The sequence below is a fragment of the Ensifer sp. ENS03 genome, from assembly GCF_014852035.1.
Classification (GTDB): domain Bacteria; phylum Pseudomonadota; class Alphaproteobacteria; order Rhizobiales; family Rhizobiaceae; genus Ensifer; species Ensifer adhaerens.
Map to the genome: position 1 here is coordinate 308,618 of NZ_JACVAV010000008.1, position 14,324 is coordinate 322,941.

A 14,324-nucleotide genomic window follows, 5' to 3' on the forward strand; every position below is an offset into this window, starting at 1 on the left:
TGTTGGTTCTCCATTGCGTGATTTATCGTTTCGCAGGCGGAGCAACGGATTTCCGCACGACGATTTCGACTGGCAGGAGCTCTTCGACGAGAGCCTGTTTGCCCTGCCAGTTTGTTTCGAGAAGAAGGGAGAGGGCACGCCCGCCGATCGCGCGGACCGGCTGGCGAATGGCGGTCATAGGCGGACCGAAAAGATGGAGCGGGCCGACGTCGTCAAAGCCGATGACCGAAACATCGTCCGGGATCGACACCCCCTGGTCCCGGAAGACCTCGATCATGCCGATGGCGATTTCGTCCGAGCTGGCGAAGATCGCCGTTGCCGGGCGACCTTCCTCGATGAAGCGCTTCGCCGCCTGCCGACCGAAGGCCACGGTGTAGTCACCGGCGTATTTTAAAAGACGGATATCCTCGCCGAACGCATCGCGCAGCGTCCGCTCAAGACCGTTGGAGCGCCGACGCGAACTGATCATCGCTTGCGGGCCGCCGACGAACAGCACATCCCTGTGCCCGAATTCCGCCAGATGCCGGCCTGCGAGCGCTCCGCCCAGCTCGTTATCGCAGAAGAGCTTGGGCGCCTGCGCGCCGGGAACGTCTTCGTCGGCGATCACGACTTTGCCGGTGCGGTTTATCAACGTGGCGAGTTGACCGTCGTCCGGGTGGTTGGTGACGAAGATCAGGCCATCGACGTGATTGCGTTCGATCAGCTGGAGATAGGCTACCTCGCGACCGGCCCGGTTCAGGGTGGCGTAAAGCGAGACGGCAAGCCCGCGGGTATCCGCCTCTTCTTCGACGGCTGCCACGAGCGTCGCGAAGAAGGGGTTGGCGATATCGGGAACGACAAGACCGATCGTATCGGAACGACCGCGGCTGAGCCGGCGGGCATGCGGGTTGGGCTGGTAATTGAGGTCGCGGATCGCATCCGAGATCCGCTTCTTCGTTTCGGAAGGCAGGTCGAGCGATCCGTTCAGCAGGCGCGAGACCGTTGTCACGGAAACGCCGGCAGCTCGGGCTACATCCTTCAGACCTGTGACGCGTCGTGTGGTCACCTTGGCTCCATCCCCTGCCGTTGTAAACCGATTTACTAAAACGCTTTACAATAAGATTTCGACTTTCGTGTTCTGTCAAGAGACTTTCTCTGACACGAGGTCGGTGCGCCTATGGGGCCACGGATCGAGGCTCGGCCTGGGGCCGATTGGCCGCGGCGAAAAGGCCGCAAGGTCAATGCCGTTCGCACCTGAGAAAGCAGCATCTTGGCGCCGCGAGGCGGGAACAAATCAGGGGCTGATCGATTGAGAGATCATGAAAACCAAGGTTCTATTGGCGGCGCTGATGCTGCTATCCCCCGCCGCGCTGGCCAATGCCCAGACGCTTCAGCCAGAAGCCATCGACGGTGCATCGATTACGCCCACATTGTTGGAACGGACGACCGAGACCTCGGACAAGCCAGACCCCGCCATCGTCAGGCTCCAGGTGCTTCTCGATCGGGCGGGGGCGTCGCCCGGTGTGATCGACGGTTTCGCCGGTGAGAATGTCGCCAAGGCGATCGCCGCCTTCGAGACCATGCAAGGTCTGTCCGCTGACGGAACATTGGACGCCGACGTCATCGGGCGACTGCCGGACCAGACGACGGTGGTCGAGCCCTACGTCATCTCCGAGGACGATGCTCAAGGATTGGTCGCTGAGATCCCCGAAGACTACTCCGAGCAGGCGAAGATGGCTCAGCTCGGATACACGAGCGTCGCCGAGAAGCTGGCGGAGCGCTTCCACATGGATATCGATCTTCTCAAGGCGCTCAATCAGACTTCGGAGTTCTCGGTCGGTGACACGGTTTCCGTTGTGAACCCAGGTCCACCGACGCAGGGAACGGTCAAGCGCATTGAAGCGCACCGGCGCACCGGTCAAATCGTGGCACTTGGCGCCGACGATACGCTGATCGCAGCCTATCCGGCAACGATCGGCAGCCGGGAAACGCCATCTCCTTCGGGAACGCACAAGGTCAAAGGCGTCGCCCGAATGCCGCCCTATGTCTACAATCCAAAAATCAACTTCAAGCAGGGCGACAACCGAAAGATCTTGACCTTGCCGGGCGGCCCGAACGGTCCGGTCGGCACGGTCTGGATCGATCTCTCGAAGCCCACCTACGGAATTCACGGCACGCCGGAGCCGTCGATGATCGACAAGTCGGGATCGCACGGATGCGTTCGCCTGACCAACTGGGATGCGGAGGAGTTGGCGGGGATGGTCAAGCCTGGCGTGATTGTCGAGTTCGTCGACTAAGGTAGCGAAGACGTTTAGGAATTTCTGAACGGGCAAGAAGTCGAAACCGGCCACCGATCACGCGGTGACCGCTCGCGCAATTCCCATGTCGAAGCTTCAGCGGATACGCGTCTGAACGCGCACGATGTTCATCTGGAGCTCGTGGCTGGTTGCCTGTCTACCGAGCACCTTGATCAGGCGCTGCTCTTCGGTTTTGTGAATACCGGTCCGCCGGCAATAATCCGCGACGTCCCAGATATGTCTGATCTGGGCGTTGGCGACTGTTCGAACATCCGCGTGTTTCATTCCGTGCCTCCCCTAACCCAATACAACGTTTGGAGGCTGGTTTGGTTCCGCCAGGATGCGTTCCTGGCGGCTGTGGGTGCGTTCGTACCGATCCGGCGTGTATGGGCGCCAGCTACAAGGTGCAAAGCGATCGCGACGTCGGGGTCAGCCGAGAAACCTCGATCCTTCGCCAGCACTGGCTATCCATTCGAGGAAAGACCTCACTGGTCCATCTGACGTCCTTGTTCAGTTGCTCCCGATGCCGTGAAAGGCCGTCGTCGTCCTCATGCATTTCAAACCAGATAAACACCGTTTCGCCCTCACGGACGGGGAGCCTCGGGAAGGCGTTTGCGCTGCGTTCGGTAACGAACACCGCGTCGATGCGAGCACCGGCGTCTTCGAGGATCGGCAGTGCCTCGGCGATGAAGAATGCAGCGAAACGGTCCTCCGTGCCGGGCGCCAGCGAGCAGAGGTTCACGGTGACGACACCTCTGGTCGATTGTGCCTCTTGCTCCCTTGCAAGGTTGTGAGGAAACGGCTGCGTGCCAGCGACTGGCTTGACCAGCAACACATTGTCCGAGTTGAGCATCGTCTCGTTGGCGCGAGACCCATGGTCCTTCCAAACCGGGCCCGAATAAAAGGCCGCCAACGCGTCGGTTCGCGTTGGCATATCGGCAAAGGAACGTACCCAGACGAAGGCGTCGGGATCGTCGCAGTCGCGGAATTCGCCTTCAAGACGCATTCCGAGCGCTTCCTGCGGTTCAACGAATTCGCGGTCAAACAAGTCGATCAGGCGATCCCTTCCGCCGGGATGAAGTCGGTAGCGGCGAAGTTCGTAAACGGCGTGCGGTTCCATGAATCCTCCAAAACAGGTCAATTGTCCTGTTTCTAATAACAGGTTGATCGACCTGTTTTGTCAAGGCACTATGGCGAACGATTTTTCAGGCGGCGGTCATGAGCGAACACAAAAGAACCAACGATCCTCAAGCGGTGCGCCGCAGGATCGTCGATGCGGCCTACCAGGCCTTTGTCACCCAAGGATATCTCGCGACGGGAATGCAGGAATTGCGCGCGAAGGCATCCGTCTCAGGAGGCGCTATGGCCCATCACTTTCCGGCCAAACGGGAACTTGGATTGGCGGTTATCCGCGACCGCGTCGCCGTAGCGGTGCGGCAAACGTGGATCGACCCGCTGCGTACCTCGAGCGATACACCCACAGCGATCGATCAGATCTTCACCGAGATCATCAGCGAGCTCTCCGAAAACGGCTCCGTCTCCGGCTGCCCGCTGAACAATATGGCGATCGAAGTCTCCAGGCATGATGACGAGATGCAGCAGGCGCTGGGTGCAATTTTTGAGGCTTGGGAAGAAGCGCTCGCGGCGCGATTCCAGGAAGACATCCGCCTGAAGCGCGTCGCAGGCATTCAACCCGACAGCCTCGCCACCCTGATCATCGCCGCCTATTCCGGCGCGATGGCGATGGCAAAAGCCAATCAGCACACACGTCCGCTCGTGAACTGTCAGGCGGAGATCGCAGCACTTCTCGCGTCGAAATACGTCTAGGCTGGGTCCGCTCGGCTCCCTCGTGGGGAGGCCGCTGCTCCGGATTATCCGCAAATGTTGGGGGTGTGGGCGACAGCTTGAGATGCTAGAGGTGCTCATCGGGAAGGGGCACTCCAATAAACAGGAGACTTCTCGATGAGCAGAACTGCCATGAACGCCCTCGGACAACCGCTCCATTACAGCGGAAGTTCGACCGCATGGTTTTCCGCAACCGGATCCGGGTCCACGCTCTACGGAACTCCCGGCAACGATTCGATCTGGGGCGACGGTTCCGTCGATGTGACTATGTTCGGCGGCACGGGCGACGACGTCTACTATCTCTATTCATCGACGAACCGGGCCGAAGAGGCACCCGGCGAAGGGATAGACACGATCGATACCTGGATGAGCTACAGCTTACCGGAGAACTTCGAAAACCTGACCGTCACCGGTGACGGTCGACACGCCTTCGGCAACAGCGCCGACAACATCATCACCGGTGGCTCCGGCAGCCAGACCATCGACGGACGCGCAGGCAATGACGTGCTGGTCGGTTCCGGAGGCGCTGATACCTTCGTGTTCGAGCACGGCAACGGCAGCGACCTTGTCTCCGACTTCAGCTCCAACGATACCATTCGCCTCGACGGATACGGCATTACCTCGTTCGAAGAGGTGCTGGCGAATGCAGGCCAGCAGGGAGACGATCTCCGCCTCCATCTCGGCGATGGCGAAAGCCTGGTCCTGGCCAATACGACAGCCGACCAACTGCAGGAGGGCCAGTTCCAGTTGAGCCTGGACCGATCCGCCCTGACGCAGACCTTCTCGGACGATTTCGACACGCTTCAGCTCACCGACGGCACGGGCGGCATCTGGGATGCCAAATACTGGTGGGCGCCGGAAGAGGGGGCGACGCTCTCGGAAAACGGTGAGCTGCAATGGTACGTCAATCCGAGTTACGGGCCGACCGCATCGGCTAACCCGTTTTCGGTCGAGGATGGTGTACTGACGATCACCGCAGAGCGTGCACCGGACGCAATCCAGTCCGAGATCGGCGGCTATGACTACACGTCCGGGATGTTGACGACCTATTCGTCCTTTGCGCAGACCTACGGCTACTTCGAGATGCGGGCCGACATGCCGGACGATCAAGGTGCCTGGCCCGCTTTCTGGCTGCTGCCCGCCGACGGCTCCTGGCCGCCGGAGCTCGACGTCGTCGAAATGCGCGGGCAGGACACCAACACTGTCATCACCACCGCCCATTCCAACGAAAGCGGCGAGCACACGATCGTCAGAGACGGCGCGCAAGTCGCCGATACCGACGGGTTCCACGATTACGGCGTGCTTTGGACGGAAGACGAGATCGTCTGGTACTTCGACGATACCGAGATCGCCCGCGCCGATACCCCCGCGGACATGCACGAGCCGATGTACATGCTCGTCAATCTCGCGGTCGGCGGAATGGCCGGCACACCCGATGGCGATTTTGACGACGGGTCGCAAATGAAGATCGATTCCATCGAGGCCTATGCGTTGGACGCCGACTGGCTGATCTAGGCGGAGAAGCACGAAGGGGGCCGGCAGCGTCCGGGCTGCCGGTCCCGGCCTGTCGGAGCCGGAACGTTCGCCGTTCCAGCTCCGCAACAGGGCTAGTCCGCGATATGCGTGAGCCAATGGCGCGGCTTGTTGTCGGCGAGCTGAGCGACCTTATCGATCTTGTTGCTCATCACCCAAGCCATTGGCTGTTGGTGCAGCGGCAGCATGATGATCTCGTCCTTGACCATCTGCAGTGCCTTGGTCTGCAGATCGAGCCGCTTGGTCCGATCCATTTCGGTCGATGCCTGGATGATCAGCTTGTCGATATCAGGATAGCTCCAGCCGCCCCAGTTGAAGACGCCCGCCTTGTCGCTCCTCGTCTCGATCATCTGAAGCAGGATCGAGTAGCTGTCGAGCATCGGCTCGTTTGCCCAGCCGATGATGTAGACATCCGACAGACCGCCCGTGCGTTTGGGCGCCTGTGCCGCCGTCGGGCCGATGTCGAGTTGCGGCTTGAAGCCGGCGCGGCTCAGCATGTTGACGATGCTCTGGCAAAGCTCCTCTTCGTTGACATAGGCCTCGTTCGTGCAGACGAGCGTGAAGGGGAGATCGCTTGCGCCGGCCTCGGCGAGCAGCTTTTTCGACAGTTCGGGATCGTACGGCACGACCTTGTCCAGTGCTTCGACATATCCCGGGATTTCCGGCGCAACGATCGCACCCGCTGTCCTCGACTTGCCGCGCATGACCCGCTTCTGGATGAGTTCTGTGTCGAGCGCATGGGCGACGGCCTGGCGGACACGCAGGTCGTTGAACTTGTTGTCGACGCCGTCGGCCAGTTTCGGTTTGCGGTTGAAGCCCATCATGATGGTGCGAAGGTCGGTGCGCTCCATCACCTTCAGGTCCGGCTGCGCGACAAGGCGCGGAAGATCCTGCGCCGGCGCATTCTCAGTGAAGTCGATCTCGCCTGACAACAGTGCCGCCACGCGTGTCGCGGCTGAGACAATCGGCGTAAACTCGATGCGATCGATGTTGGACTTCGCCGGGTCCCACCACTCGCCGTTCTTGACCAGAACGGTCTTGCTGTCGGGCGTGCGGCTCTCGAGCTTGAACGGACCCGTGCCGTTGGTGTGGTAGGTAGCGTAGCCTTCTATCTTCTTGCCGACATCCGTCGGCTTCAGCGAATTGTTGTCGGCGAGCCACGTGGCGTCGAAAATGTGGATGTTCGTCAGGTCGTTCAAGAGCAGCGGATAGGGGCCGGTCAGTTCGATATCGACAGTGCGGTCGTCGACCTTCTTCGCCGACTTGTATGCCGGTAGGTTGCCCCGCAGCGGAGATGCCGGATCGCTGACCCGCGTCAGCGAGGCGATCACGTCATCGGCCGTGAAATCAGCGCCATTGTGGAACTTGACGTCCTCGCGCAGATGGAACCGCCAGACCGTGTCCGATACCGTTTCCCAGGAGGTCGCCAGTGCCGGCTCGATCTTCAGGTCGGCGTCAAAGCGGACGAGCCCTTCATAGACGTGATTGAGGAAAGACAGCGTGTAGCTGTCGCCATAGGAATAAGGGTCGAGCGAGTAGATATCGCGCGAAGAGCCCCATTTGAGCGTCTCCGCGTGAGCAGCCGCGGAAAGCGCCGTCGACATGGCGGCTGCGAGGATCAGTTTCTTGAGCATTCTGCTGTTCTCCTTTGTTGAGGTCACCGGCCCCCTTGAACGGGGAGCTTCTATTTAAGAGGCAAGGACGGCTCACAGGCCGTCCATCTCGCCGCCCGACAGGGGCGGCCAGTGGCGTGATCTGCTGTTGCGCGGCATGACCTTCTCGGTCGTGTCGATCACCGCAAAGACCTTCGGCGGCCTATGCGGGAATCTTGATCAACTGGCGTTCCTGGACGGCGATGCACCCAAGCGAAAGCCTCCTGGCGATGCTTGAAGCACCAAGTCCCGTTGTCGATCGGCGGTCATTCGATGGCCAACGCCAAGCATCAACTCGAACAGGGGCATATCTCTGCGCCGCTTCATGGAGGCGGTTCAGAAACCCGAGGTCGGTGGTTGGACGCCGCAATGGCGATCGAATGAGGAGATGTCAGGCGAGCCGGCCCGGCGGTGCGGGCTCGTACGTGCGGCATTGCGAAAAGTCGTGCGAGTACGCGGTCTTCTGGAGCCCTTGCATCAACCTGCTCCTCCCTAGCTCGTTGCTGCTAAGCGGCACCATCGCACGCCAAAAGTATTTGTCAACGTCTTTGTCGACAATCTTGAATACGATTATGGCGACAATCCAAATGACCGATTGATCTGCACAGGCGCGAGCAACATTGTGGGCAATGGAGAGGACGCCTTAGCCCAAGGTACGCTACGGCCAGCTCGATAGGGAAAGCCACAAGCGGTCAACCTGTCACTTCGCCACGGAGGCCTGCTCGCTGCCGCCGCAAAGACTGTCGATGCGGGCGCGAACCCGGGCGACGCCCTCGGCAATGCTTGTGCTTGGAATGGACGAATATCCCATCCGGAAGTAGCGGCAGGGCTGGTCGCTTCTGGGGAAGAAGGGCGAGCCGGATTCGACCAGCACGCCGTCCTGCCGCAATTCGCTGACCAGCCGGTCGGCATCGAGCCCTTCCGGTCCCTCCATCCAGAAGGACGTGCCGCCGAAGGTCGAGGAGCCTGCGACTTTCAGGTTCGCCCTACGCAGTGACTCGGCCATGATTACGTGGCGCTTGTGATATTCGGTCCGCATCCGGTGGAGCACGGCGTCATAATGGCCGAGCGCCAGGAAATAGGCTGCGGTGCGCTGAAGGTGTCCGGGCGGGTGGCGCAACATCAGCGAGCGAAGCGCACGCGCCTCGCGAATGAAGGGGGCTGGCGCCACGAGGTAGCCGAGCCGAAGCCCGGGAAAAAGCGATTTCGAGAAGCTGCCGATGTAGAGCACCCGGCCTGACGGATCGAGCGCCTTCAGCGCCGGGGAAGGCGGAGCGAGGTAGCTGATCTCGAACTCGTAATCGTCCTCGACGATGACGAAATCCCGTTCTTCCGCAGCCTGCAGCAGTTGCGTACGCCGATCCACTGGCATAGTCGCGCCGGTCGGCGAGTGGTGGCTCGGGGTCACGAAGACGGCATCGACGTTTTCCGGCAAGGCATCCGGTGACAGGCCCTCGACATCGACATCGACGGTGGTGACGTCGGCGCCGCTCAACAGCAGCGAGGCGCTGATATCGGGATGGCAGGGGTTTTCGCAGACGGCGGCGGAGCCCTTCTCCAGGATCAGACGGGTCACGATCCAGAGCGCATTCTGCGCGCCGACGGTGACGAGGATTTCGTCCGGCGTGGCGTGGATGCCCCGGCGCGGCAGCGTGCGCGAGCAGATGTAGTTGACCAGCCGCACATCGTCGGCCGCGGCAAAGTCGCTCGCCATCAGCACGAAATCCTCTCGCGCCAGAGCCCGGCGGGCACAGTCGCGCCAGGCATTGAGATCGAACAGTGTCGGGTCCATCTGGCCATAGAGGAAGGGGAATGGATAGCGCCGCCAGTCCAGCGGCTTGGCGACCTGGCGCACGACGCCAAAGCTCATCTTGATCTTGCGGCTCCAGTCGATCGGATTGGAGCCGGCGGATGGGCGCTCCCCTTCCACATCCATGCCCGGCGGATTGCCGGAGATGCGATAGGAGCTGCGGTTGACCGCCTCGACATAGCCCTGGTTGATCAGTTCCTGATAGGCGAGTGTCACCGTGATGCGCGATATTCGCAGATAGTCGGCGAGCTTGCGGCTGGATGGCAGATGCGCGCGCGGCTGCACCCTTCCGGCGAGCACGGCCGAAACGACCGTCTCGCGCAACTGCGCCTGCAGGCCGATCCCACTGTCGCGATCGATGAAAAAAATGGTTTCGGAAACGTTCATCTGCACGACGCCTGCTCCCCCGACGGCGCTAAACTGGATCTATTCAACTTCCAGACTGGATATAACGCAAGCCGGATCTCGGCCTTATCGTCATCAGCAAGACCGGAGAAACGGTCAGCGAATAAACAAAGAGGAGGAAGACAAATGCTACATGGACATTTCAGACGACTGGCCGCAGCCGCCAGCATTGTCGCGAGCCTGGCCGCATCCGGCGTCGCTTATGCCGAAACGAAACTCGTCGTCGGCTATCAGCAGATCGTTGGCCCGTTCGTGGCTGCGATCGCCGATGGCCGCTTCGATGCAGCCGCCAAGGAGGCCGGCTATTCGATCGACTGGCGCCAATTCAGCTCGGCCGGCGACATCACTACGGCGCTTGCCTCCGGTGACGTGCCGATCGGCGTTCTCGGTTCGACCGGTACTGCGGCTGCCGCGACGCGCGGCGTCGAACTGCAGCTCTTCTGGATCCTCGACAATATCGGTCAGTCGGAAGCGCTGGTCGCCCGCGAGGGCTCGGGCATCGAGACGCCGGCCGATCTCAAGGGCAAGAAGGTCGCCGTGCCTTTCGTCTCGACGTCGCATTTTCACTTGCTGGTCGGTATGAACAAGGTCTGGAACGTCGATCCGCGCGAGGTGGAAATCCTCAACCTGAAGCCGCCGCAGATCGTTGCCGCCTGGCAGCGTGGCGATATAGACGCGGCCTATGTCTGGCCGCCGGCGCTCTCAGAAATCCAGAAGACCGGCAAGACGATCTCGGATTCCGAGGTGATTGGCGCGGCTAGCGTGCCGACCTTCGACGGGCTGGTGGTCGACAAGGCCTGGGCCTCGGAGAACCCGAAGCTGATGGAAGCCTTCACCAAGGTCCTGGCGGTCGCTTATGCCGACTACAACGCCAACAAGGCGGCGTGGACGGAGGAGTCGCCGCAAGTGGAAGGCATCGTCAAGCTGATCGGCGGCGATGGCCCGAGCACCGTCGAAGCCTTGCGCCTGCTTTCGTTCCCGAATGCGGATGAGCAGGCCTCCGAGGTCTGGCTCGGCGGCGGCGCCACGCGTGCACTGACCGAAAGCGCCAAGTTCCTCGTCGAGCAGAAGCAGATCAGCCAGTCGCTCGACGACTACGCGCCTTATGTGAACGCCGACTTTGCCAAGGCGGCCGCACAATAGGCTAATCTGTCGATTGCCCCGGCCGTTGAGGAGCGGCCGGCGCACCACCATAGACCGTGACCGAGGTGCAGGGAGGCATTTCTCATGGAAACATTGAGCGTCAGAAACATCAGTCTGACCTACCCGGGCCTCTATTCGGACCAGGCAATCATCGCCTTAAAAGGCGTCAACCTTACCATCAACAGCGGAGACTTCGTCGTTGCGCTGGGCGCATCGGGCTGCGGAAAGACGACGCTGCTCAACCTGATGGCGGGCTTCATGGCCCCGTCGGAAGGCGACATCACCCTTGGCAACCACCAGGTCAACGGACCTGGCGCCGAGCGCGGCGTCGTCTTCCAGAAGCACGCGCTTCTGCCGTGGCTGAACGTCATCGAGAATACCGAGTTCGGCCTCAAGCTGCGCGGCGTCGACAAGGCGACCCGGCGGGATCTTGCCACCAAGAACCTAGCTCTGGTCGGCCTTCAGGATTTCCACCGCCACATGATCTATCACCTCTCAGGCGGCATGCAGCAACGTGTTGGCATCGCAAGGGCGCTGACCTGCGATCCCGCGATGCTGCTGATGGACGAACCGATGGCAGCACTCGACGCGCTGACACGCGAGACCATCCAGGAACTGTTGCTCAAGGTCTGGCAACTCACCAACAAGATGTTCTTCTTCATCACCCACAGTGTGGAAGAAGCGTTGTTCCTCGGCTCGCGGCTGATCGTCATGTCGCCGCGCCCGGGCCGCATCACCCACACCTACGAGCTCAACTTCAACAAGCGGTTCCTCGCCGAGGGCAATGCGCGCGCAATCAAATCCAGCCCGGAATTCATCCGCATGCGCGAAGAAGTGCTCGGCATCATTTATGGCGACGAACGTGCGTCCGGCAACCCGGAGGTGGCCCATGCTTGACAGAGTGACACGCGCCAAGCCCGTAAAGGCCGGCAAGATCTTCGGCGCGCCCGGTGAAGGCAGCAGCGGCCTCATCAGCTTTTCGACGACGGTCGTCATCGTCGCTCTCTGGTTCCTCGTGACCGAAGGCGGCTGGGTCAAGCCGCTGTTCCTGCCGTCGCCGCTGGCGGTCTGGGACAAGTTCATGCTGGCGATGACCGACGGTGTTTCGAACTCGACGCTGATGCAGCACACGCTTGCCAGTATCGGCCGCGTGTTCGGCGCTTTCCTGCTGGCGCTGCTGACCGCCGTGCCGATTGGCGTGCTCATGGGCGTCAATCGCTTCGTGCGCGGCCTGTTCGATCCGATCATCGAATTCTACCGGCCGTTGCCGCCGCTCGCCTACCTGCCGCTCGTCATCATCTGGCTCGGCATCGGTGAGTTCCCGAAGGTGTTCCTGATCTATCTGGCGATCTTTGCGCCGATGGCAATTGCCGCAAGGGCGGGGGTGCGTTCGGTCTCGACGGAACAGATCCACGCTGCCTATGCGATGGGCGCCACCCGCGGGCAGGTCATCAGTCAGGTGATCATGAAGGCCGCCTTGCCGGAGATCTTCACCGGCATGCGCATCGGCATCGGCGTCGGCTGGACCACCCTGGTGGCGGCGGAAATGGTGGCGGCCAACCGAGGCCTCGGCTTCATGGTTTTGAATGCCGCCGAAAACCTCGAAAGCGACACGGTGATCATGGGCATCTTCATCATCGGCATCTTCGCCTTCGCCTTCGATCTTCTGATCCGCTACCTCGAAAAGGCGCTGATCCCCTGGAAGGGCCGCCTCTAACCGGCGACCACCTCCGACACTTCAACTGAATACGGCCTGGCGGCCTTTTGAAGACGGCCTTTCCCGTCTCCGGCGAAGCCATGCCTTACGACCAAGCCAAAGGACTGGACCATGACACTGACGGCAACCGATCTCAAAACCTTGTTCGATGCCTTCAACCGGCATGACATCGACGGGGTCATGCACTTCTTCGCCGAAGATTGCGTATTCAACGCCGTCGGCGGCCCGGAGGTCTACGGCAACCGTTTCGTCGGTACCGGTCCGATCGCAGATGCCTTCAGCGGCGTCTGGAAATCGATGCCGGACGCCGAATGGGGCAACCACAGCCACTTCGTCGAAGGCGATCGCGGCGTGTCCGAGTGGACCTTCTCCGGCACGGCTGCCGACGGCAGCCGCATCGAGGCAGAAGGCTGCGACCTCTTCACCTTCCGCAACGGCAAGATCGTGCGCAAGCAGGCGTTCCGCAAGAACCGCCCGGTCCTGCAACCCCGCTACTGATGGCCTGGAGCTAGAGCCATGCAACTGCGCGCCACACCCTTGAAGCCTGAAAGAGAGCCGTTTGACCCGGCCTATGACCCCAACCATTCCCGCAGCCCCGGCACGGGCAAGGACTATGCGCCGACCTACTGGATCGGCACTGCCGGTCCCGAACCGGAGGACGACGGTCCGATCACGGGCGATATCGATGTCGATGTTGCGATCATCGGGTCCGGCTATACCGGCCTCTCCTGCGCCATTCATCTGGCGCGTGAGCACGGCATCAAGGCAACGGTGCTGGAGGCCAACGGCGTCGCCTGGGGCTGCAGCACCCGCAACGGCGGGCAGGCACAGATTTCTGCCGGCCGCCTGAAGCGCTCGCAATGGATCGCCCGCTGGGGCGTGGACGTTGCCCGCAAGATGCATGCGGAGATTTCCGAGGGATTCGACCTCTTTCGCTCTCTCGTCCGCGAGCCCGAAATCGACTGCGATCCGCAGGATGGCGGCCATCTCTATATCGCCCACCGCGACAAGATGCTGCCGGCGTTGCAAAGCGAGGTCCGTGTTCTCAACGATACGTTCGGCTATCGCGCCCGCATGGTCTCGCGCGACGAGATCCACCGCGATTTCGTTCGCGACGAGGAAGCACGCGGGGCGATGTATGAGCCCGATGGCATGGGCATCCATGCCGCCAAGCTCGCCTTCGGTTACCTCAGGCTTGCCCGCAAGCTGGGGGCAAAGGTGCATACGTCGAGCCCGGTACTTGATTGCACCGCCAAGGGCGGCATGCATTACCTGACGACGCCTGGCGGAACGGTGCGGGCGCGTGCCGTCTGCATTGCGACGGCCGGCTACACGTCACCCGGCATGAACGCGCTCACCCGCCACCGACTGATGCCGATCCTGTCGAACTCGATCGTCACTCGGCCGCTGACGGAAAGCGAGCGGAAGGCGCTGAACTTCAAGGCGCGCATCCCGCTCACTGATACGAGGACGCTGCGTCACTACTATCGCATGCTGCCGGATGGCCGGGTGCAGATCGGCAGCCGCAGCGCCATCACCGGACGCGACGCGAGCAATCCGAAGCATCTCGAGCTTCTGCTTGCCGGTCTCTACCGCAAGTTCCCGGCACTCCGCGGCATCGACATCGACTACTCCTGGTGGGGGTGGGTGGATGTCAGCCACGACATGATGCCGCGCATCTTCCAACCGGACCCGAGCCAGAGGCTATTCTACGCCATGGGCTATGGCGGCAACGGCGTGATGTATTCCGCCCAGGCCGGCCGTCGCATGGCCCAGATGGTCGCCGGCAAAGGCGGCGGCCTCGACCTTCCCATCTTCACTTCGCCTCTGCCGGGCCACGGGCTTCTGACGCCGTTCCGACGGCTCGGCCAATGGGGAATGTACCGCTGGTACTACCTCCGTGACGAGATCCTCTAACTCTCTGAAATAATACCAGGAAAGGA

13 protein-coding genes are annotated in these 14,324 nt (G+C 61.5%); 8 read left to right on the top strand and 5 right to left on the bottom strand.

Translation table 11 applies throughout. From position 1 onward, the window contains the following. Positions 1–22: 22 nt before the first annotated feature. The gene (locus IB263_RS25350; RefSeq protein ID WP_090297342.1) at positions 23–1,045 is read right to left on the bottom strand and encodes a LacI family DNA-binding transcriptional regulator; all 1,023 of its coding nucleotides are present in this window, start codon (positions 1,043–1,045) and stop codon (positions 23–25) included. A gap of 253 nt (positions 1,046–1,298) precedes the next feature. Here IB263_RS25350 and IB263_RS25355 point away from each other — a divergent pair, with 253 nt between their 5' ends. Continuing rightward, complete coding sequence (locus tag IB263_RS25355) at positions 1,299–2,276, top strand: L,D-transpeptidase family protein (RefSeq protein WP_113136354.1); 978 nt, start codon at positions 1,299–1,301, stop codon at positions 2,274–2,276. Positions 2,277–2,372: 96 nt separating this feature from the next. Here IB263_RS25355 and IB263_RS25360 read toward each other — a convergent pair whose 3' ends face one another. Both IB263_RS25360 and IB263_RS25365 read right to left on the bottom strand, forming a co-directional pair. Then, on the bottom strand, positions 2,373–2,561 hold the full coding sequence (locus tag IB263_RS25360) for a hypothetical protein (protein ID WP_060521158.1): 189 nt from the start codon (positions 2,559–2,561) through the stop codon (positions 2,373–2,375). A 112-nt stretch (positions 2,562–2,673) separates the two neighbouring features. Continuing rightward, entirely contained in the window at positions 2,674–3,396 is a 723-nt protein-coding gene (locus tag IB263_RS25365; RefSeq protein WP_034790446.1) for an NIPSNAP family protein, read from the bottom strand. Positions 3,397–3,530: 134 nt separating this feature from the next. On the opposite strand from IB263_RS25365, the gene IB263_RS25370 reads away from it, so the two are divergent. Both IB263_RS25370 and IB263_RS25375 read left to right on the top strand, forming a co-directional pair. Continuing rightward, on the top strand, positions 3,531–4,103 hold the full coding sequence (locus IB263_RS25370; RefSeq protein ID WP_371814205.1) for a TetR/AcrR family transcriptional regulator: 573 nt from the start codon (positions 3,531–3,533) through the stop codon (positions 4,101–4,103). 135 nt (positions 4,104–4,238) lie between these two features. Further along, positions 4,239–5,636, top strand: coding sequence for a family 16 glycosylhydrolase (locus IB263_RS25375; protein ID WP_034790436.1), 1,398 nt, complete (start codon positions 4,239–4,241; stop codon positions 5,634–5,636). Between the two features lie 92 nt (positions 5,637–5,728). Here the strand turns inward: IB263_RS25375 and IB263_RS25380 are convergent, their stop codons facing one another. After that, a complete protein-coding gene (locus IB263_RS25380; protein ID WP_034790432.1) occupies positions 5,729–7,288 on the bottom strand; it encodes an ABC transporter substrate-binding protein in 1,560 nt (519 codons plus the stop codon). A 718-nt stretch (positions 7,289–8,006) separates the two neighbouring features. Further along, on the bottom strand, positions 8,007–9,503 hold the full coding sequence (locus IB263_RS25385) for a PLP-dependent aminotransferase family protein (RefSeq protein ID WP_060521160.1): 1,497 nt from the start codon (positions 9,501–9,503) through the stop codon (positions 8,007–8,009). Positions 9,504–9,647: 144 nt separating this feature from the next. Between IB263_RS25385 and tauA the strand changes: the two genes are divergently transcribed. From tauA to IB263_RS25410, 5 genes are all read left to right on the top strand, one after another. Next, on the top strand, positions 9,648–10,664 hold the full coding sequence (tauA, locus tag IB263_RS25390; RefSeq protein ID WP_192439224.1) for a taurine ABC transporter substrate-binding protein: 1,017 nt from the start codon (positions 9,648–9,650) through the stop codon (positions 10,662–10,664). An 84-nt stretch (positions 10,665–10,748) separates the two neighbouring features. Beyond that, positions 10,749–11,561, top strand: coding sequence for a taurine ABC transporter ATP-binding protein (locus IB263_RS25395; protein WP_034790429.1), 813 nt, complete (start codon positions 10,749–10,751; stop codon positions 11,559–11,561). Beyond that, entirely contained in the window at positions 11,554–12,381 is an 828-nt protein-coding gene (locus IB263_RS25400; protein WP_034790428.1) for an ABC transporter permease subunit, read from the top strand. Before IB263_RS25395 ends, IB263_RS25400 begins: the two co-directional genes overlap by 8 nt. 117 nt (positions 12,382–12,498) lie before the next feature. After that, complete coding sequence (locus IB263_RS25405) at positions 12,499–12,879, top strand: nuclear transport factor 2 family protein (RefSeq protein ID WP_090297417.1); 381 nt, start codon at positions 12,499–12,501, stop codon at positions 12,877–12,879. A gap of 18 nt (positions 12,880–12,897) precedes the next feature. Then, positions 12,898–14,298 (top strand): FAD-binding oxidoreductase, encoded by a 1,401-nt coding sequence (locus IB263_RS25410; protein ID WP_192439225.1) that lies wholly within the window; start codon positions 12,898–12,900, stop codon positions 14,296–14,298. The last annotated feature ends 26 nt before the right edge of the window (positions 14,299–14,324 follow it).

Bases quoted from the DNA above. Each gene is read 5' to 3' on its own strand.
- IB263_RS25355 (WP_113136354.1), top strand. From the start codon at position 1,299: ATGAAAACCAAGGTTCTATTGGCGGCGCTGATGCTGCTATCCCCCGCC.
- IB263_RS25360 (WP_060521158.1), bottom strand. From the start codon at position 2,561: ATGAAACACGCGGATGTTCGAACAGTCGCCAACGCCCAGATCAGACAT.
- IB263_RS25365 (WP_034790446.1), bottom strand. From the start codon at position 3,396: ATGGAACCGCACGCCGTTTACGAACTTCGCCGCTACCGACTTCATCCC.
- IB263_RS25375 (WP_034790436.1), top strand. From the start codon at position 4,239: ATGAGCAGAACTGCCATGAACGCCCTCGGACAACCGCTCCATTACAGC.
- IB263_RS25380 (WP_034790432.1), bottom strand. From the start codon at position 7,288: ATGCTCAAGAAACTGATCCTCGCAGCCGCCATGTCGACGGCGCTTTCC.
- IB263_RS25385 (WP_060521160.1), bottom strand. From the start codon at position 9,503: ATGAACGTTTCCGAAACCATTTTTTTCATCGATCGCGACAGTGGGATC.
- tauA (WP_192439224.1), top strand. From the start codon at position 9,648: ATGCTACATGGACATTTCAGACGACTGGCCGCAGCCGCCAGCATTGTC.
- IB263_RS25395 (WP_034790429.1), top strand. From the start codon at position 10,749: ATGGAAACATTGAGCGTCAGAAACATCAGTCTGACCTACCCGGGCCTC.
- IB263_RS25400 (WP_034790428.1), top strand. From the start codon at position 11,554: ATGCTTGACAGAGTGACACGCGCCAAGCCCGTAAAGGCCGGCAAGATC.
- IB263_RS25410 (WP_192439225.1), top strand. From the start codon at position 12,898: ATGCAACTGCGCGCCACACCCTTGAAGCCTGAAAGAGAGCCGTTTGAC.